The sequence below is a fragment of the Streptomyces katrae genome, from assembly GCF_000966975.1.
GTDB lineage: Bacteria > Actinomycetota > Actinomycetes > Streptomycetales > Streptomycetaceae > Streptomyces > Streptomyces katrae.
In genome coordinates this window covers 1-18421 of record NZ_JZWV01000011.1, presented here as the reverse complement: position 1 = coordinate 18421, position 18421 = coordinate 1, and the positions used below count along the sequence as shown (strand labels likewise).

18 protein-coding genes and 1 tRNA gene are annotated in these 18421 nt (G+C 72.2%); 8 read left to right on the top strand and 11 right to left on the bottom strand.

Annotated features, from left to right (window positions below; translation table 11 throughout):
• Window positions 1-5: 5 nt before the first annotated feature.
• The 5 genes from VR44_RS00725 to VR44_RS00705 form a co-directional block, all read right to left on the bottom strand.
• Window positions 6-1469, bottom strand: coding sequence for a peptidoglycan D,D-transpeptidase FtsI family protein (locus VR44_RS00725; protein ID WP_045945353.1), 1464 nt, complete (start codon window positions 1467-1469; stop codon window positions 6-8).
• A complete protein-coding gene (locus VR44_RS00720; protein WP_045945352.1) occupies window positions 1466-2890 on the bottom strand; it encodes an FtsW/RodA/SpoVE family cell cycle protein in 1425 nt (474 codons plus the stop codon). The genes VR44_RS00725 and VR44_RS00720 overlap by 4 nt, the downstream gene beginning before the upstream one ends.
• Before the next feature lie 31 nt (window positions 2891-2921).
• Window positions 2922-4439, bottom strand: a complete 1518-nt coding sequence (locus tag VR44_RS00715; RefSeq protein ID WP_094191339.1) for a PP2C family protein-serine/threonine phosphatase — start codon at window positions 4437-4439, stop codon at window positions 2922-2924.
• 93 nt (window positions 4440-4532) lie between these two features.
• A complete protein-coding gene (locus VR44_RS00710; protein WP_045945350.1) occupies window positions 4533-5033 on the bottom strand; it encodes an FHA domain-containing protein FhaB/FipA in 501 nt (166 codons plus the stop codon).
• Between the two features lie 10 nt (window positions 5034-5043).
• Window positions 5044-5841: an FHA domain-containing protein gene (locus VR44_RS00705; protein WP_045945349.1), complete on the bottom strand. Its 798-nt coding sequence runs from the start codon at window positions 5839-5841 to the stop codon at window positions 5044-5046.
• Between the two features lie 292 nt (window positions 5842-6133).
• On the opposite strand from VR44_RS00705, the gene VR44_RS00700 reads away from it, so the two are divergent.
• The 6 genes from VR44_RS00700 (at window position 6134) to VR44_RS00675 (ending at window position 11622) form a co-directional block, all read left to right on the top strand.
• Window positions 6134-6216: transfer RNA gene (locus tag VR44_RS00700), tRNA-Leu, on the top strand.
• A gap of 154 nt (window positions 6217-6370) precedes the next feature.
• The gene (locus VR44_RS00695) at window positions 6371-8071 is read left to right on the top strand and encodes a sensor histidine kinase (RefSeq protein WP_211274988.1); all 1701 of its coding nucleotides are present in this window, start codon (window positions 6371-6373) and stop codon (window positions 8069-8071) included.
• Window positions 8072-8079: 8 nt separating this feature from the next.
• A complete protein-coding gene (locus tag VR44_RS00690; protein ID WP_045945347.1) occupies window positions 8080-8739 on the top strand; it encodes a response regulator in 660 nt (219 codons plus the stop codon).
• Window positions 8740-8854: 115 nt separating this feature from the next.
• Window positions 8855-10303 (top strand): DUF2252 domain-containing protein, encoded by a 1449-nt coding sequence (locus VR44_RS00685; RefSeq protein WP_045945346.1) that lies wholly within the window; start codon window positions 8855-8857, stop codon window positions 10301-10303.
• A gap of 81 nt (window positions 10304-10384) precedes the next feature.
• Window positions 10385-11215, top strand: a complete 831-nt coding sequence (locus VR44_RS00680) for a J domain-containing protein (RefSeq protein WP_045945345.1) — start codon at window positions 10385-10387, stop codon at window positions 11213-11215.
• Between the two features lie 62 nt (window positions 11216-11277).
• Window positions 11278-11622, top strand: coding sequence for a rhodanese-like domain-containing protein (locus VR44_RS00675; RefSeq protein ID WP_045945344.1), 345 nt, complete (start codon window positions 11278-11280; stop codon window positions 11620-11622).
• 21 nt (window positions 11623-11643) lie between these two features.
• Here VR44_RS00675 and VR44_RS00670 read toward each other — a convergent pair whose 3' ends face one another.
• From VR44_RS00670 to paaA, 6 genes are all read right to left on the bottom strand, one after another.
• On the bottom strand, window positions 11644-12786 hold the full coding sequence (locus tag VR44_RS00670; RefSeq protein ID WP_045945343.1) for an acyl-CoA dehydrogenase family protein: 1143 nt from the start codon (window positions 12784-12786) through the stop codon (window positions 11644-11646).
• A gap of 101 nt (window positions 12787-12887) precedes the next feature.
• Window positions 12888-13991 (bottom strand): 2Fe-2S iron-sulfur cluster-binding protein, encoded by a 1104-nt coding sequence (locus tag VR44_RS00665; RefSeq protein ID WP_045945342.1) that lies wholly within the window; start codon window positions 13989-13991, stop codon window positions 12888-12890.
• Complete coding sequence (gene paaD, locus VR44_RS00660) at window positions 13992-14498, bottom strand: 1,2-phenylacetyl-CoA epoxidase subunit PaaD (RefSeq protein ID WP_045945341.1); 507 nt, start codon at window positions 14496-14498, stop codon at window positions 13992-13994.
• A complete protein-coding gene (gene paaC, locus VR44_RS00655) occupies window positions 14492-15226 on the bottom strand; it encodes a 1,2-phenylacetyl-CoA epoxidase subunit PaaC (RefSeq protein WP_045945340.1) in 735 nt (244 codons plus the stop codon). The genes paaD and paaC overlap by 7 nt, the downstream gene beginning before the upstream one ends.
• Window positions 15223-15507 carry a 1,2-phenylacetyl-CoA epoxidase subunit PaaB gene (paaB, locus tag VR44_RS00650; RefSeq protein WP_042801229.1) on the bottom strand — a complete coding sequence of 95 codons (285 nt, stop codon included), beginning with the start codon at window positions 15505-15507 and terminating at the stop codon, window positions 15223-15225. The genes paaC and paaB overlap by 4 nt, the downstream gene beginning before the upstream one ends.
• Complete coding sequence (gene paaA / locus VR44_RS00645) at window positions 15504-16508, bottom strand: 1,2-phenylacetyl-CoA epoxidase subunit PaaA (RefSeq protein WP_045945339.1); 1005 nt, start codon at window positions 16506-16508, stop codon at window positions 15504-15506. The genes paaB and paaA overlap by 4 nt, the downstream gene beginning before the upstream one ends.
• A 147-nt stretch (window positions 16509-16655) precedes the next feature.
• Between paaA and VR44_RS00640 the strand changes: the two genes are divergently transcribed.
• Both VR44_RS00640 and VR44_RS00635 read left to right on the top strand, forming a co-directional pair.
• Window positions 16656-17324, top strand: coding sequence for a DUF5819 family protein (locus VR44_RS00640; RefSeq protein ID WP_045945338.1), 669 nt, complete (start codon window positions 16656-16658; stop codon window positions 17322-17324).
• Window positions 17309-18421, top strand: a 1113-nt coding sequence (locus tag VR44_RS00635; protein ID WP_245691570.1) for an HTTM domain-containing protein, incomplete at its 3' end; no start/stop codon positions are given. The genes VR44_RS00640 and VR44_RS00635, both read left to right, overlap by 16 nt.

Genomic DNA, 18421 nt, shown 5'->3' with positions numbered 1-18421 from the left:
GGGACTCATCCCTTGTTCTTCAGGACGGCTTCCATGACGGCCTTCGCGACCGGCGCGGCCAGGCCGCCGCCGGTGATGTCCTCGCGGTCCTTGACGTCGCTGTCCTCGATGACGACGGCCACGGCCACGGGGGAGGATCCGTCCGGCAGCTCCGCGTAGGAGATGAACCAGGCGTAGGGGCGCTTGGCGTTCTTCTCGCCGTGCTGGGCCGTACCGGTCTTGCCGCCGACCTTCACGTTCTTGATCTTGGCCGAGGTGCCCGTGCCGTTCTCGACGACGTTCACCATCATCTGCTGGACCTTCTGCGCGTTCGCCGCGCTGAGGGGCCGGCTCATCTCCTGCGGCTCGTGCTTCTCGATCGTGTCGAGGTTGGGCGCGGTGAGCTGCTCCACCATGTAGGGCTTCATCAGCTTGCCGTCGTTGGCGATGGCCGCGGTGACCATGGCCATCTGCAGCGGGGTGGCCGCCGTGTTGAACTGGCCGATCGAGCTCAGCGCGTTGCCGTCCTTGCCCATCGTCTTGTCGTAGACGCTGGCGAAGGCCCGGACCGGGGTGTCGATGGTGCTGTTGAAGCCGAACTTCTGGGCGGTCTCGACCATGCCGTCGCGGCCGACCTTGTCACCCATGTGCGCGAAGACCGAGTTGCAGGAGACCTGGAGCGCGTAGAGCAGGGACGCCTTCTCGCAGCCGGTGGCGTGGTTGACCATCGGGGTCTTCGTGCCGGGCAGGATGTACGGCTCAGGGGTGTCCGTCGGGGTGTTGATGTCGCTGACCACCCCGTGCTCCAGCGCGGCGGCCGTGGTGACCACCTTGAAGGTGGAGCCCGGCGGGTAGGTCTCGCGCAGGGCGCGGTTGACCAGGTTCTTGTCGGCGCTGTCGTTCAGCGTCCGCCAGGCCTTCTCGTCGTTCTTCGAGTTGCCCGCGAAGGTGGACGGGTCGTACGACGGGGTGCTGGCCAGGGCCAGGATGGCGCCGGTGCGCGGGTCGATCGCGGCGACCGCGCCCTTCTTGTCGCCGAGCGAGGTGAAGGCGGCCTTCTGGGCGGCGGCGTTCAGGGTGGTGATGACGTTGCCGCCCTGCTTCTTCTCACCGGTGAACATGCCGATCGTCCGGTCGAAGAACAGCCGGTCGTCGTTGCCGGTGAGGATGCCGTCGTCGATCTTCTCCAGCTGGGTGGAGCCGAAGGCCTGCGAGGCGTAGCCGGTGACCGGTGCCCACAGCGGGCCGTCGAGGTAGGTCCGCTTGAACTTGAAGTCGCTGCCGTCGGTGACCGCGGACCCGGTGATCGGCTGGCCGCCGACGATGATGTTGCCGCGTTCGGTGGCGTACTGGGCGATCTGGACCCGGCGGTTCTCCTTGCGGGTGCTCAGTTCCTCGGCCTGGACGTACTGCAGCCAGTTGGTCCGGATCAGCAGGGCGAGGACGAGGAGCCCGCAGAACAGCGAGATGCGGCGCAGGGGCTTGTTCATGACGGGCGGACCACCTGGGTCATCTCGGAGTCGGGGGACGGAGCGGGGGCCGGGGCGGGGCGGCGTGCGGTGTCGCTGATCCGGATGAGGATGGCGATGAGCACCCAGTTCGCCAGGACGGAGGAACCGCCGGAGGCGAGGAAGGGCATGGTCATGCCGGTGAGGGGGATGAGGCCCATGACTCCGCCGGCGACGACGAAGATCTGGAGGGCGAAGGCGCCGGACAGCCCGATGGCGAAGAGCTTGCCGAAGGGGTCGCGGGCGGCGAGGGCGGTGCGCACGCCCCGCTCGATGATCAGGCCGTAGAGCAGGAGGAAGGCCATGACGCCGGTCAGGCCGAGCTCCTCGCCGACGGTCGAGAAGATGAAGTCGGAGTTCGCGGCGAAGCCGATCAGGTCCGAGTTGCCCTGGCCCCAGCCGGTGCCGAGGACGCCGCCGGAGCCGAAGCTCATGATCGACTGGCCGACCTGCTCGCAGGCGCCGGACGTGCTGTAGCAGGCGAAGGGGTCGAGCCAGGCGGTGACGCGGACCTTCACGTGGCTGGCGGTCATGCCGACGACGGTGGCGCCGCCGACCGACATCAGCAGGCCGATGACGATCCAGCTGGTCCGCTCGGTGGCCACGTACAGCATGATCACGAACATGCCGAAGAACAGCAGCGAGGTGCCGAGGTCGTTCTCGAAGACGAGGACGAGCAGGCTCATCGCCCAGATCATCAGGATCGGGCCGAGGTCGCGGCCGCGCGGCAGGTAGAGGCCCATGAAACGGCGGCTAGCCAGGGCCAGGGCGTCGCGCTTCACCATCAGGTAGCCGGCGAAGAAGATCGCGATGACGATCTTGGCGAACTCACCGGGCTGGATGGAGAACCCGCCGACGCTGATCCAGATCTTCGCGCCGAAGACGTCCGCGCCCAGACCCGGGATGACGGGCAGGATGAGCAGGACGAGGGCGCCGGCCATCGAGATGTACGTGAACCGCTGGAGCACGCGGTGGTCCTTGAGGACCAGCAGGACCACGGAGAACAGGGCGATGGCGAGCCCCGTGTACATCATCTGGCGCGGGGCGGACTCGGTGAAGACGCCGAAGCTGCGCTTGGCGAGGGTCCGCAGCCGCTCGGACTGGTCGAGACGCCAGATCAGGACGACGCCGAGTCCGTTGAGCAGGGTCGCGATCGGCAGCAGCAGCGGGTCGGCGTACTTGGCGAAGCGGCGTACGACGAGGTGCGCGATGCCGGCGAGCACGGCGAAGCCGAGCCCGTAGACCAGCATGCCCGGGGGCAGCTCGCCGTGGATCGACAGGCCCACGTTGGCGTAGGCGAAGATCGGGATGACCACGGCGAAGGCGAGCAGCAGGAGCTCGGTGTTCCGCCGGCTCGGCGCCTCGATGGCGCCGATGGTGGTCGTGTTGGTGACAACGCTCATGGTGTGGCGGGCCCCCTGTGCCCGCGTATGTCTACTGCTTCTCGCACTGGCCGACGACAGCCTGCTCCGCGGGAGTCAGGTTGGGTCCGGGCGTCTGATTGCCCTGCGCTTCGGCGGCGCGGCGGGCCTCTTCCTGCTTGCAGGCGGAGACCTGGGTGCCGAGCTCGTCGATCTTCTTGCGCGCCCCGTCGAGGCTGTCTTCGCTGATGGTGGCCTCGACCTGCTTCCGCTTGAAGGACGGCAGGTACTTCAGTTCGATCTCGGGATGATCCGTCTCGACCTGAGAGAGGTGGATCCAGGCCAGGTTCTGGCTGATGCCGCGGTACAGCGCGACGTGGTCACCCTTGACGCCCACGTAGTACTGGGTCTGCGTCCAGCGGTGCGCGGCGTACAGGCCCCCGCCGACGACACCGGCGACGAGCAGCAGGATCAGGGTGCGGGTGGTCCACTTGCGCCCTTTGCCGCGCCGCTTGCGCGGGTGGTCGTACGAGTCGTCGTACTGGCCGTCGGCGTCGTACGCCTCGGGTTCGCCGAAGGTTCCGTACGGGGCGCCGCCGCCCTGGCTCTGGTCGGGGTATCCGTAGCCTGCGGCGTCACCGCTGCCCGGGGGGCCGAAGGCGCCCGGCGGCGGGGTCTGGCGGCCGAGGCCGGAGGCCCGGCCGGCCGGGGTCTGCATGGCGTTGCCGTCGAAGAGCTGGTGCTGGTTCTCGGCGACCGCGCCGACGACCACCGGGGTGTCGCTCAGCTGGGCGGCCATGGTGTCGCCGCTGTCGGTGTCGAGGACGTCCGCGACGATGCAGGTGATGTTGTCCGGTCCGCCGCCGCGCAGGGCGAGCTGGATCAGGGACTGCACCGTCTCGTGCGGGCCGTGGTAGTCGGCGAGGGTCTCCTCCAGGGTCTGGTGGGAGACGACGCCGGACAGGCCGTCGGAGCAGATCAGGTAGCGGTCGCCGGCCCGGACCTCGCGGATGGAGAGGTCGGGTTCCACGACGTCGCCGCTGCCGAGCGCCCGCATCAGCAGGGAGCGCTGCGGGTGGGTGGTGGCCTCTTCCTCGGTGATCCGGCCCTCGTCGACGAGCCGCTGGACCCAGGTGTGGTCCTGGGTGATCTGGGTGAGGACGCCGTCGCGCAGCAGGTAGGCGCGGGAGTCGCCGACGTGGACGAGGCCGAGCCGCTGGCCGGTCCACAGCAGGGCGGTGAGCGTGGTGCCCATGCCCTCGAGCTGGGCGTCCTCCTCGACCATCACGCGCAGCTGGTCGTTGGCGTGCTGCACGGCGATGCCGAGGGCGGTGAGGATGTCGGAGCTCGGGATGTCGTCGTCGAGCTGGACGAGCGAGGAGATGACCTCGGAGCTGGCGACCTCGCCGGCGGCCTGGCCGCCCATGCCGTCGGCGACGGCGAGGAGCCGGGGACCGGCGTAGCCGGAGTCCTCGTTGCCCTCGCGGATCATCCCCTTGTGCGATCCGGCGGCGAAACGCAGGGACAGACTCATGCGCACCTGCCCTGTCGACGAAGTTGCTGCCCCGGAATACAACCGGTCTCGAGCCACACTGCCCACCCTCCGGTCGGGAGCGCGCTCGGGCCCGTGTCCCCGGTGGGACGGACCGCTGCGGCTCGCTCGCTCCGCTCGCTCATTCTCGTACTACTTCCGCAGCTCGATGACGGTCTTGCCGATGCGGATCGGGGCGCCCGGCGGAATGGGCGTCGGGGTGGTGAGACGGGTCCGGTCGAGATACGTGCCGTTGGTGGACCCGAGATCCTCGACGATCCACTGGCCGTCACGGTCGGGGTAGATCCTGGCATGGCGGCTGGAGGCGTAGTCGTCGTCCAGCACGATCGTGGAGTCGTGGGCGCGGCCCAGCGTGATCGTCTGGCCGGCGAGGGTCACGGTCGTGCCCGTGAGGGTCCCCTCGGAGACGACGAGCTTGGTCGGCGCTCCCCGGCGCTGGCGCTGCTGCGGCGGGGCGGGCTGCCGCCCCGGCTGCTGCGCCGCCGCGGCCGCGCCGCCGCCGCGGCGCGAGCCGCGCTGCGTGACGCGCGTACCGAAGAGGTCGCTGCGGATGACCTGAACGGCCACGATGACGAACAGCCACAGAACGGCCAGGAAACCCAACCGCATGACCGTCAGGGTCAGCTCTGACATTGCCCCCGCTTCACCCTTCGGCTTGCCGGTAAATGATGGTGGTGCTGCCCACGACGATCCGCGAGCCGTCGCGGAGCGTAGCGCGGGTGGTGTGCTGCCCGTCCACCACGATGCCGTTGGTGGACCCGAGATCCTGGATCGTCGGGGGTGTTCCGGTCCGGATCTCACAGTGCCGGCGGGATACGCCGGGGTCGTCGATCCGCACATCGGCCTCGGTGCTGCGGCCGAGTACGAGCGTGGGACGCGAGATCTGGTGGCGGGTGCCGTTGATCTCGATCCAGCGGCGCATGGTGCCCGGGGCGCCGGAAGTCGTGGGGGCGCCGCCGGGGCGGCCGCCGGGAGCGCCCGGGGGCGGACCCGCGGGCATGGGAGGGGCGGCGACCGGCGGGTAGCCGTAACCGCCCTGCCGGCCCTGGGAGGGGTCCTGGGAGGTGCTGGAGGCCAGGGTGCGGCTGCGGACCCGGTAGAGGCCCGTGTCCAGGTCCTCCGCCTTCTCCAGGTGGACCTTGATGGGGCCCATGAAGCTGTAGCGCTGCTGCTTGGCGTAGTCGCGGACGAGGCCGGCGAGCTCGTCGCCGAGCTGCCCGGAGTAGGGGCTCAGGCGCTCGTAGTCGCCGGTGCTCAGCTCCACGATGAAGTCGTTGGGCACGACGGTCCGCTCGCGGTTCCAGATGGTGGCGTTGTTGTCGCACTCCCGCTGGAGGGCGCCGGCGATCTCCACCGGCTGGACCTCGGACTTGAATACCTTGGCGAAGGTGCCGTTCACCAGACCTTCGAGACGCTGCTCGAACCGCTTCAGGACTCCCATCGGGCACCTCCTCCGTCGCTGTCGCCCTGTACTGCTTACTGATCGTATCCACGCGTGGCGGATTCGGGTGGTTCCCCTTCGCTCCTGTCCACAGGAGTGTTGGTCCTCACAAGGGATCGTAGGGGTGCTCAGGGAACAGTGTCCCGCACCCGGAGGGGGCTGCGGGAGGGGCCGTCGGGAGGTCCACCGGGGGTGACGGGAAAGCGATTTCAATCCACCCCGTCTGACGTGCTACTGTTTCGACGTCGCCAGGGGAACGGGCCGAAAGGCAAGATCCACTGGAGAGCTGCTCGGGCGAGTGGCGGAACGGCAGACGCGCTGGCTTCAGGTGCCAGTGTCCTTCGGGACGTGGGGGTTCAAATCCCCCCTCGCCCACATCGGGGAAGCCCCGATCCGGAATCCGGATCGGGGCTTCCTGCTGTTTCCGGCCGCTTCCCCTGGACGAAGGGGCGGCCGTCCGACTTTCGTCGTGCGGGGCGAGACGAAAGAGGGCGGGCACCGGCGGGTGCCGCTGTCTAGGGTCGTCCGCGTGGATGCCGAGGCGAGGGTGCGTGCGGGCCGGGACTGGCTGAAGGGGCCGGAGCCCTGGTCCCGGCGCGTGCTGGCGGGGGACCTGACCATCGCGGGGGTGCTGGCCCTGCTCGGCCTCGGCGCCGACGAGCTCAGCAACAGCTCCGGCCCGAAGATGCTCCTCGGGGCCCTGGCCGTGGTGGCCCTGGTGCTGCTGCGCCGGCGGCTGCCGGCGGCCACGCTGGTGCTGGGCGCGGCCGCGAGCGCCTTCCTGCCCGCCGTGTTCCTCGTGACGATCGTGCTGGGCTGGTCCGCGGGGCGGCGGATCGTCGGCGTGGGCCGGGCGCTCGTCGCGTTCGTCCTGGCCTTCCTCGCGTCCGTCGGGCTCACCCTGGTCGACCAGTGGGCGCTGATGCGGCCCCTGCTGACGGTCGTGTTCACCACCCTGCTGTTCCTCGCCGCCACCGTCATGCCCGGGCTGGCCAGCCGCTACTGGCACCAGCGCAGGACCCTGCTGAGCGCCCTCCAGGAGCGCAACGACCGGCTGGTGCGGGAGCGGACGATGGTGGCCGGGCAGGCCCGGCTGCGGGAACGGCAGCGGATCGCCCAGGACATGCACGACAGCCTGGGCCACCAGCTGGCGCTGATCTCGGTGCACACGGGGGCGCTGGAGGTGGACCCGTCGCTGACGGACCGCCAGCGGGAGGCGGTCGGTGTGCTGCGGCAGGCCTCGGTGGCGGCGATGCACGAGCTGCGCGAGGTCGTGGGGATCCTGCGGGACGGGGTGGAGGCTCCGGCCCCCGCGGAGGAGGCGCAGCCAGCCGCGCGCGGGGTGGCCGGGATCGCGGGCATCGTGGAGGCGGCGCGGGCCGCGGGGACCGACGTACGGCTCGGCACGGCGGGACGGCCCCGGCCGCTGGTCGCGGCCTGCGACCACGCGGCGTACCGGATCGTGCAGGAGGCGCTGACCAACGCCTACAAGCACGCTCCGGGGGCGGCGATCGCCGTGGAACTCCGCTACGAGGACGACTCCCTGGTGGTGGAGATCGCCAACGGCCCGGCGGCCGAACGGGGTTCCGGCGAGGTCGTCTCTGGGGGCCAGGGCCTGACGGGGCTGCGCGAGCGCGCCCGGCTGGTGGGCGGCATGGTCCACGCGGGCGCCACCGAGGACGGAGGGTTCCGGGTGGCCGGCGTCCTGCCGTACGGGACGGAGCCGGCCGGGCTCGTCGAGGAGGTGCCGGACGACTTCGGCCAGCGGTCGCAGGCGCGGGCGCTCGCCCTGCGGGGTGCGCCCAAGGCGGCACCGCCGATGGACTGGGCGGCGCTGGACCGGGAGCTGGCGGTGCCCGTCCGCAGCCGGGCCGGGGGCGTCGCGATGGGCTGCGGCATCGCCGTGGCGGCCGTGGTGCTGCTGGTGATCGTGCTGGGCGCGGGGGCGGTCCTGCTGTTGGGGTCCGCGAACAAGGCGATGATCAGCCGGGAGGACTACGACGCGGTGCACGTGGGCGAGTTCGAGCAGGACGTCCGCAAACGGCTGCCGGACGGCGACAGCGTCCTGACCTCGGGCATGGAGCGCAAGGGGCCGCCGCAGCCGGAGGGGGCGGACTGTTTCGCCCTGCTGTCCGCGGAGGATTCGAGGATGACGACCGACACCGTTTTCCGGTTCTGCTTCCGGGACGGCAAGCTCGTGGAGAAACAGGCGTACGAGGTCGAGCAGTAGGAGCGCGGGTGACAGCCAAGGTGATCCGAGTGGTGATCGCCGACGACGAGCCGCTGATCCGGGCCGGGATCAGGATGATCCTGACCTCGGCGCCGGACATCGAGGTCGTCGCGGAGGGGGCCAATGGCAGGGAGGCGGTGGAGCTGGCCCGCTCCCACGCCCCGGACGTGGTGCTGCTCGACATCCAGATGCCGGTGATGGACGGGCTGACCGCCCTGGGCGAGCTGGGGCGGGCGGTGCCGGGGGCACGGGCGCTGGTCCTGACCACCTTCGGCGAGAAGGAGAACGTGCTGCGGGCGCTGGGCCAGGGCAGCGCGGGCTTCCTGCTGAAGGACTCGGCTCCTGCCGAGCTGATCGGCGCGGTCCGGGCGGCCGCCGCCGGGGACGCCTACCTGTCCCCCGCCGCGACCCGGCACGTGGTGGACCAGCTGGCCACCGGCCGGGCCGCGGGCCGCGGTGAGGAGGCCCGGCGCCGGGTGGCCGCGCTGAGCGAACGGGAGCGCGGGGTGCTGGCGCTGCTCGGAGAGGGCCTGTCCAACGCGGACGCCGGCCGCAGGCTCCACATGAGCGAGGCGACGGTGAAGACGTACGTGAGCCGGATCCTCGCGAAGCTGGAGTGCGAGAACCGGGTGCAGGCGGCGCTGCTCGCGCGGGACGCGGGTTTGTAGCAGGGCTGTGGCGGCCCTGTGGCGGTGCCGTGCACGGGACTTGGGGTACGGTCGGGCCGATCTGACCGGCGGAGAAGCCGCCGGTGGGGCGTGACGAGGTGCGGGGGCTGCGCAGATGGTGACGGCATCGGGACAGTACGCGACGGACGCGGCGGCGGCCGCCGGTGCGGCACGGGCCGGCGGGCGCATCCCGCGCGTCCCGGGCTTCGCGCCGAGGGCCGTGACGGGCTCCGCCAAGGAGGCCGGCAAGGCCCTGCGGCTGCGCGTACCGCGCGCCGCCCACGCCTCCTTCGAGATGCCCGCCGACCGCCCGGACGCCGTGCGCGCGGTGGAGGAGTCCAACGTCGGCCGGGTCGCCGAGCTGACCCCGATACGCGTCGGCCGGATGGCCGCCAACCCCTTCGCCTTCCTGCGCGGATCCGCCGGGCTGATGGCGCACGACCTGTCCGGCGGCCCGGTGACCGGCGTGGGCGCCCAGATCTGCGGCGATGCCCACGCGGCCAACTTCGGCCTCTACGGGGACGCGCGCGGCCGGCTCGTGATCGACCTGAACGACTTCGACGAGACCGTCTTCGGCCCGTGGGAGTGGGACGTGAAGCGCCTCGCGACCTCCCTGGTACTGGCCGGACGCGTGGCGGGGGCCGACGAGGACACCTGCCGGTCGGCGGCGCAGGACGCCGTGGGCGCCTACCGGCGCACCATGCGGCTGCTGGCCAAGCTGCCCGCGCTCGACGCCTGGAACGCCATCGCCGACGAGGAGCTCGTCTCCCACACCGACGCCCGCGACCTGCTGGGCACGCTGGAACGGGTTTCGCAGAAGGCCCGCAACAACACCTCCGCCCGGTTCGCCGCCAAGTCCACCGAGGCCGGTGAGGACGGGAGCCGGCGCTTCGTCGACGCGCTGCCCGTGCTGCGCCGGGTCGGCGACGCCGAGGCCGCCGCCGTGGCCGCCTCGCTGGGCCCCTACCTGACCACCCTCTCGGGGGACCGGCTGCCGCTGCTGGCCCGCTACTCGATCCACGACGTGGCCTTCCGTGTGGTCGGCACCGGCAGCGTGGGCACCCGCTCGTACGTGGTGCTGCTGCTGGACCACCGGGGCGAGCCGCTGGTGCTCCAGGTCAAGGAGGCCCGCCCCTCCGTGCTGCTGCCGCACCTTCCCGCGCTGGGCTTCCACTCCCCGGCGGAGGAGCACGAGGGCCGGCGCGTGGTGGCCGGGCAGAAGCGGATGCAGGTGGTCTCCGACATCCTGCTGGGCTGGACCACCGTCGACGGGCGCCCGTACCAGGTCCGCCAGTTCCGCAACCGCAAGGGCAGCGTGGACCCGGCGGCACTGACCCCCGACCAGATCGACGACTACGGCCGGATGACCGGCGCCCTGCTGGCCCGGGCGCACGCCCACAGCGCCGATCCGCGGCTGCTGGCCGGGTACTGCGGGAAGAACGAGGAGCTGGACGAGGCGGTGGGCGCCTTCGCCGTGGCCTACGCCGACCGCAGTGAGGCCGACCACGCCGACCTGGTGGCGGCGGTGCGCTCCGGCCGGATCGCGGCCGAGTTCGGGGTCTGAGGACCGGCCCGCGGGCCCTGGGGCACGTTTCACGTGAAACATCCGCGTGGGACCGCCCCGGGCGGGCCGTAGGCTGGCCGGGTGAGCGAGCAGAGCGGACAGACCGCCCCCGAAGCCCCGGCCGCCTCCGGTGACGAGCGGCCCGAGGCGCGCCTGGAGCGTGCCGTGCGGGCCGCCGAGCAGGCACTGATCGAGTTCGAGATCGCGGTGGAGACCTTCCGGGTGGAGGTCGAGAACTTCTCCCGGCTGCACCACCAGAAGCTCGGCCCGATGTACTCGCGGCTCGACGAGCTGGACGCGCTGATCGCGGAGGCGAAGGCCGCGCGCAGCGGGGATCCCGAGGACCTGAGGCGGGCCCGGGAGGCCCGTTCGCTGGTCATGCCGATGCCCGGGGTGGACGAGCTGTTCCACGACTGGCTGGACTCGGACGGGATCTCCGACGACGCGGCGGCCATGCTCACCGACCGGCCGGTGCGCCCGCCGCAGCGGGTGCGGCCCTCGGAGGAGGTCCGCCGGCTCTACCGTGAGCTGGTCCGCCGGGCCCACCCGGACCTCGCCCAGGACGAGGCCGAGCGGACGCGGCGCGACGCGTTCATCGCGCGGGTCAACGCCGCCTACGGGCGTGGTGAGGAGCAGCTGCTGCGCGAGCTGGCCGAGGAATGGGACGCCGGTCCCGTGCCGGAGGCCGCGGCGCCCAGCGAGAGCGAGGAGCTGTACGCCCGGCTGGAGTGGCTGTCGCAGCGCAAGGAGCTGCTGTCGATGGTGGCCAAGGAGCTGGAGGACAGCGCGATCGGCGCGATGCTGCGGATGGCGCCCGACGATCCGGACCGGCTGCTGGAGGAGATCGCCGAGCAGCTGCTGGCCCAGGTCTCCGAGCGCGAGGCGGAACTGGCGGCCCTGGCGGCTCCGTGAGCCGTGGTGCCGGGGTCGGATAGGTTGGCAGGCCAGACCTGCGAAGAGAGAAGGCGACTGTCATGAACTTCGGACCGCTCCCCTCGGTGGAGGCCGCCGCGGTGCCCGCCGAAGGCCTCGTCCTGGACGTCCGCGAGGACGACGAATGGGCGGCCGGTCATGTCGAGGGCGCCCTGCACGTCCCGATGAGCGACTTCGTCGCGCGCTTCGGAGAGGTGACGGAGGCGGTCGCCGACGGCCGCACCGCGTACGTGATGTGCCGGGTGGGCGGGCGCAGCGCCCAGGTCACCCAGTACCTCGTGGGCCAGGGCATCGACGCCGTCAACGTGACCGGCGGGATGCAGGCGTGGGACGGCGCCGGGCGCCCGATGGTCACGGACAACGGGAACCCGGCCTTCGTCCTCTAGACCGAGCGGCGGTCCCAGCTCTCAGCCGAGGGGGTGGGCGGCCAGCAGGTCGCCCAGGGCCTCCTCGTGCGCGGCGGCCGGGCCGAGCTGGAGTTCCAGCTGCTTGGCCCAGGCGTGGTAGCGGTGCAGCGGGTAGTCCGTGTCGGCGCCGAAGCCGCCGTGCAGGTGCTGCGCGGTCTGTACGACCCGGCGTACGCCCTCGGAGGCCCAGATCTTGGCGACGGCCACGTCCCCGGAGGCGGGCAGCGGGCCGCCCGCCGCGCCGGTCGCGGCGTCGAGGCGCCAGGCCGCCTGCCAGAGGGTGACCTCCATGGCGCGCAGGTCGATGTAGCGGTCGGCGGCCTGGACCGCGACGGCCTGGAAGGTGGCCACGGGGAAGCCGAACTGCTCCCGCTTGCTGGTGTAGCCGCTGGTCATCGTGAGGACGGCCTCGCCGAGACCGAGTGCGAGGGCGCAGGTGCCGGTGGCCAGGACCTGGCGCAGCCGCTCCCAGGCGCCGGGCGCGTCGATCACGTGGGCGGCGGGGACCCGTACCCGGTCGAGGGTGAGTTCGGCGAACTTCTCCCCGCTGGTGGAGTACTGGTCGGCGAGGGTGAGGCCCTCGGTGGTCCGCGGGAGCAGGGCGAGGACGGCCTCGCCGTCGCCGGTGTGGGCGGGTACGGCGATCCAGTCGCTGCTGTGCGCCCAGGGGACGGCGGTCTGCACCCCGTCCAGGGTCCAGACCGCGCCCTCGCGGCGTGCGGTGACGGCGAGTTCGGCGGGGTCGTGGCCGGTGCGGCCCTGTGCGGCGACGGTGAGGACGAGCGTGCCGCGTCCGGCTCCGGGCAGCAGGGCGGCGGTCAGCTCGGGGCTTCCGTGGGCCTGGACGGCCATGGCGGTGGCGCAGTGCTCCAGCAGCGGGACCCGGGCCAGCACCCTGGCCGCCTCGCGCAGCACCAGGCAGAGCGCGATGGTGTCGAGGCCGGCCCCGCCGTGCTCCTCGGCGAGGACGAGGCCCAGCAGGTCGGAGCCGGCGAGGGTGGCCCACAGGGGCCGGTCGAACTCCTCCGCGACGGCTCCCGGTGTGAGCGCGGGGCTGGGCACGCCGTCGGGGGCGACGTCGGCGAACACGGCCTTCGCCGCCTCGACGGCCGCCTGCTGTTCCTCGGTGAAGGTGAAGTCCACTGCCTGTCCTCCCGCGTGCACCGGTTCCGATCCGCGTACCGGATCTGACGGGCCGTCAAGATAGAGCAGGCGGCGGGAAAAGCACAGCCCGCCGGGGACGCTCAGCGGTCGAAGTCGATCTCCACTTCCTCCGTCACCGGGTGGGACTGGCAGGCCAGCACGAACCCGGCCTCCGTCTCCTCCTCCTCCAGCGCGAAGTTGCGCTCCATCCGTACCTCGCCCGAGACCACGAACGCCCGGCAGGTGCCGCAGACCCCGCCCTTGCAGGCGTACGGGGCGTCCGCGCGGTTGCGGAGCACGGCGTCCAGCAGCGACTCCCCGGCCTGCACCGGCCAGGTGCCCGAGCGTCCGTCGAGGCGGGCGGTGACCCGGCCGTGGGCCGCGACCGGGGCCGAGGGCCGTACGGGGTCCTGCGGGGCGGTGTCCTCGACGTGGAAGATCTCCTCGTGCACCCGGGTCCGGGCGACGCCCAGCGCGCCCAGGGCCCGCTCGGCACCCGTCACCAGCCCGTACGGGCCGCACAGGAACCAGCCCGTGACCTCCCCGACCGGCAGCAGCGCGGGCAGCAGGGCCGTGAGGCGGGCCTCGTCGAGCCGCCCGGACGGCAGCCCGGCCTCCTGCTCCTCCCGGGAGAGGACGGTGACCAGCTGGAAACGGTCGGGGTAGCGGTCCTTGAGGTCGGCCACCTCCTCCAGGAACATCGTGGAGGCCGCCGTCCGGTCGCTGCGCACCAGGCAGAACCGGGCGTCGGGGCGGGCCGCCAGCAGGGTCGCGGCGATCGACAGCACCGGGGTGATGCCGCTGCCGCCGACGATCGCCGCGTAGTGCGCCGAGGCCGGGGCCGCCGCCGGGTCCAGTACGAACCGGCCGGCCGGGACCATCACGTCCAGCACGTCCCCGGCGGTGATCTCCTTGTGGGCGAAGGTGGAGAACTCGCCGCCCTCCACCAGCCGCACCCCGACGCGAAGCTCGGCCGGGCCCGGGCCGTCGGGGGCCGGGGCGGGGGAGCAGATCGAGTAGGTCCGGCGGACCTCGGCGCCCCCGTCGGGGGTCCGGCGCAGCGTGAGGTGCTGGCCGGGTGCGTGCCGGTACTCGGCGCGCAGTTCCCCGGGCACCGACAGGGTCAGCGCCACCGAGTCGTCCGTGAGCCGGTCGACCGCCGCCACCGTCAGGGGGTGGAACGCGCCGTGGCGGGGTGCGGCCATCTACAGCTCCTTGAAGTGGTCGAACGGTTCGCGGCAGGCGACGCACCGGCGCAGCGCCTTGCAGGCGGTGGAGGAGAACCGGCTGAGCAGCTCGGTGTCGGTCGAGCCGCAGTGGGGGCAGCGCACCGACAGGGTGAGCGGGACCGGACCGCCGGCGGAGTGCGGGCGGGGCGGGGCGATGCCGAACTCGGCGAGCTTGCGCCGGCCCTCGGCGCTGATGTCGTCGGTGGACCAGGCGGGGGACAGCACCGTGGTGACCCGCACCTCCGGTATGCCGTGCCCGGTCAGGACCCGCTCGATGTCGGCGGACATGGCCTCGATGGCCGGGCAGCCGGTGTAGGTGGGGGTCAGGAGCACCTCGGCGTGTCCGTCGTCATGCATCCGCACGCCGCGCAGGACGCCCAGCTCGGCGAGGGTCAGCACGGGCAGCTCGGGGTCGGGGACGGTGCCGGCCAGCTCGGCCAGCTCCGCCTCCAGACGGGTGGTCGCCGCCGCGGCGGTCACCACGACGCTCCGGGGTGGCTGCGGTGCAGGTGCTGCATCTCCGCGAGGAGCCGCCCGAACGGCTCGGTGTGCAGGCCCTCGCGGCCCGCTCCGGCGGCCCAGGCGCCCGTACGCGGGCCCTCGGGCAGGGAGAGGCCCGCCTGCTCCAGTACGCGGCCCAGCGCGGCCAGCCAGCGGGCCTCCAGGGCGGCCGGGTCCACGTCCAGGCCGTCGACCGGGCGGAACATCTCCCCGGTGTACTTCCACAGCGCGTCCAGGGCCGCGCGCATCCGCCGGCGGCTCTCCTCGGTGCCGTCGCCGAGCCGCAGCGTCCACTGCTCGGCGTGGTCGCGGTGGTAGGCCGTCTCCTTGACGGCCTTGGCCGCCAGCGGGGCGAACGGGCCGTCGCCGGCGGCCAGTTCTGTGTACAGCTCGTGCTGGTAGAGGGAGAAGTACAGCTGGCGGGCGATGGTGTGGGCGAAGTCCCCATTGGGCTGCTCGACCAGCTGGAGGTTGCGGAAGGCGCGCTCCTCGCGCAGGAAGGCCAGCTCGTCCTCGTCGCCCGCCATGGACAGCAGCACGCGGGCCTGTCCGAGCAGGTCGAGCGCGATGTTCGCGAGGGCGACCTCCTCCTCCAGGACCGGGGCGTGGCCGGCCCATTCGCCGAGGCGGTGGGAGAGGATCAGCGCGTCGTCCGCGAGGGCGAGGACGGCGGCCGTGGCCGCGGGCGGGGTGGCGGTGTCGGCGCTCACAGGTGGCGCACCCCCTCGGGGATCTCGTAGAAGGTGGGGTGCCGGTAGGGCTTGTCGGCGGAGGGGGCGAAGAACGGGTCCCGCTCGTCCGGCGAGGAGGCCGTGATCTCGGCCGAGGGCACGACCCAGATGGAGACGCCTTCGTTCCGCCGCGTGTAGAGGTCGCGTGCGTTGCGCAGGGCCATCTCCGCGTCGGGGGCGTGCAGGCTGCCCGCGTGCGTGTGCGAGAGGCCGCGGCGCGAGCGCACGAACACCTCCCACAGGGGCCAGTTCTGCGTCATGCCTCTACCTCTCGTCCGGTGCCGGTGTGCTTCTGCGCGTACGCCGTGGCCGCTTCGCGGACCCAGGCGCCTTCCTCGTGGGCCCTGCGCCGCTGGCTGATGCGCTGTTCGTTGCAGGGGCCGTTGCCCTTGAGCACGTCCCAGAACTCGGCCCAGTCGATGGCGCCGAAGTCGTAGTGCCCGCGCTCCTCGTTCCACTTGATGTCCGGGTCGGGCAGGGTCAGGCCCAGGGACTCGGCCTGCGGGACGGCGATGTCCACGAAACGCTGGCGCAGTTCGTCGTTGGAGTGCCGCTTGATGCGCCAGGCCATCGCCTGGGCGCTGTGGACCGACTCGTCGTCCGGCGGGCCGAACATCATCAGGGAGGGCCACCACCAGCGGTCCACGGCGTCCTGGGCCATCGCGTGCTGGGCCTCGGTGCCCTTCGAGAGGGCGAGGAGCAGCTCGTAGCCCTGGCGCTGGTGGAAGGACTCCTCCTTGCAGATCCGGACCATCGCGCGGGCGTAGGGGCCGTAGGAGCAGCGGCAGATCGGCACCTGGTTGGTGATCGCCGCACCGTCCACGAGCCAGCCGATGGCGCCGACGTCCGCCCAGGTCAGGGTCGGGTAGTTGAAGATCGAGGAGTACTTCTGCTTGCCGGAGTGGAGCTTGTCGAGGAGCTCGTCACGGCTGGTGCCGAGGGTCTCGGCGGCGCTGTAGAGGTACAGCCCGTGCCCCGCCTCGTCCTGCACCTTGGCCATCAGGATCGCCTTGCGGCGCAGGGAGGGCGCGCGCGTGATCCAGTTGGCCTCGGGCTGCATGCCGATGATCTCGGAGTGGGCGTGCTGTGCCATCTGGCGGACCAGGGAGGCGCGGTACTCCTCGGGCATCCAGTCGCGCGGCTCCACGCGCTCGTCCGCCGCGACGGCGGCGTCGAAGTCCGCCCTCAGCTGCGCGCCGAGGCCCGCGGACCCTCCGTCCACCCCGCCCGACGTCCCCGTCTCCGGAGTCACTGCGACCATCACGGCTCCCTGTCCGAATCTGCGTCCGCGCCTGCCGTCCGCCCGACCGACCGATCGTTCGGTTCATCCTCTTCAATGGTGAGACGACGGCCCGTAGGGTGTCAACCTCTGTGGGCAACCCTGTGGACGCCGGATGATCGGGGCGGGATGGACGCGAACGAGCGCGAGCGCGAGGACGAGCCCGGTTCCGCACCGCCCCGCGCCCCCGGCCTCGCCGGCCTGTCCCTGCCGTACCGGATCCTCGCGGCGCTGGTCCTGGCGGCGCTGGCCGTCGCCGTCTGCCTGCACCTGGGACTGGTCTTCCTGCACGTCGCGCCGTCCAACACGCTCAGCAAGCGGAACGCCGGCCTGGTCGACGGCTGGGTCTATCCGGAGTTCGAGCAGAACTGGAAGCTCTTCGCCCCCAACCCCCTCCAGCAGAACATCGCCGTCGAGGCCCGCGCCCAGGTCCGCGACGGGGACGGCGCCCTGGTCACGACCGGCTGGCGCGACCTGTCCGCGCAGGACGCGGCGGGCATCCGGCACAGCCTGCTGCCGAGCCACACCCGGCAGAACGAGCTCCGCCGGGCCTGGGACTTCTTCACCGGCTCCCACGACGAGGAGAACAAGGCGACCGACGCCGAGCGCGGGGAGCTGTCCGAGGCCTACCTGAAGCGGATCGCCGGCGCCCGGCTGGGAGCGGGGCTGCCCGACGGGCAGCGGATCGTACGGGTCCAGCTGCGCTCGGCGACGCGGGCCGTGGCCGCGCCGGCCTGGAGCGAGGAGAAGACCGACACCCAGACGTACTACCGGGAGCTGCCGTGGTGGACGGTCTGAGGCGGGCCCTCGCGCGAGTCAGCGGGGAGGCGCTCGGTCCGTACCAGAGCGCCGTCGTACGCATCGGCTTCGCCGGGACCTGGCTGTTCTTCCTGCTGCGCGAGTTCCCGCACCGGCACGAGCTGTACGGCCCGGACGGGCCGTGGAGCCGGGAGCTCGCGGAGCGGCTGGTCGCCGGGAACCACGCCTTCACGGTGCTGCTGTGGTCGGGGTCCGGGTGGTGGTTCGAGCTCGTCTACGGCCTGGCCGTGGCCGCGAGCGCGCTGCTGGCGCTGGGCTGGCGGACGCGGGCGACGTCGGTGCTGTTCATGGTCGGGGTGCTGTCGCTGCAGAACCGCAGCGTGTTCATGGGCGACGGCGGGGACAACGTCGTCCATCTGATGGCGATGTACCTGGTGCTGACGCGCTGTGCGCGGGTGTGGTCGCTGGACGCGCGGCGGGCGCGGGAGCGGGGCACCGCCTCGGCGGGGGCGGCGGGGCCGGTGCTGTGGGGCGTGCTGGGTGCGGTGCTCGCGTACGGGGCGGTGAGCGGGCGGCTGAGCGACGGGTGGACGGCCGTGTTCGCGGCGCTGTGGACGGGGGCGGCGCTGTGGTGGCTGGTCGAGCGGTACGAGCCGGAGGGGGAGCGGCGGGCCGCGCTGGACGTGTTCGCGAACCTGCTGCACAACGCCGGGATGCTGGTCATCATGGCGGAGGTGTGCCTGATCTACGCGACGGCCGGCTGGTACAAGATCCAGGGCTCGCGGTGGCAGGACGGGACCGCGCTGTACTACCCGTTGCGGCTGGACTACTTCAGCCCGTGGCCGGGGCTGTCGGGGGTGCTGGCGGGGAGCGGGGTCGTGGTGATGCTGCTGACCTACGGGACGGTGGCGGTGCAGGTCGCGTTTCCGTTCACGCTGTTCAACCGGCGGGTCAAGAACGTGCTGCTGGCGGTGATGATGCTGGAGCACGCGGGGATCGCGGTGTTGTTGGGGTTGCCGTTCTTTTCGTTGGCGATGATCGCTGCCGATGCGGTGTTCCTGCCGACGGGGTTGCTGGTGTGGGTGGGGGTGCGGGTGGCTGCGCTGCGGGGGTCGCTGCGCGGAGCCTCTCCCCGC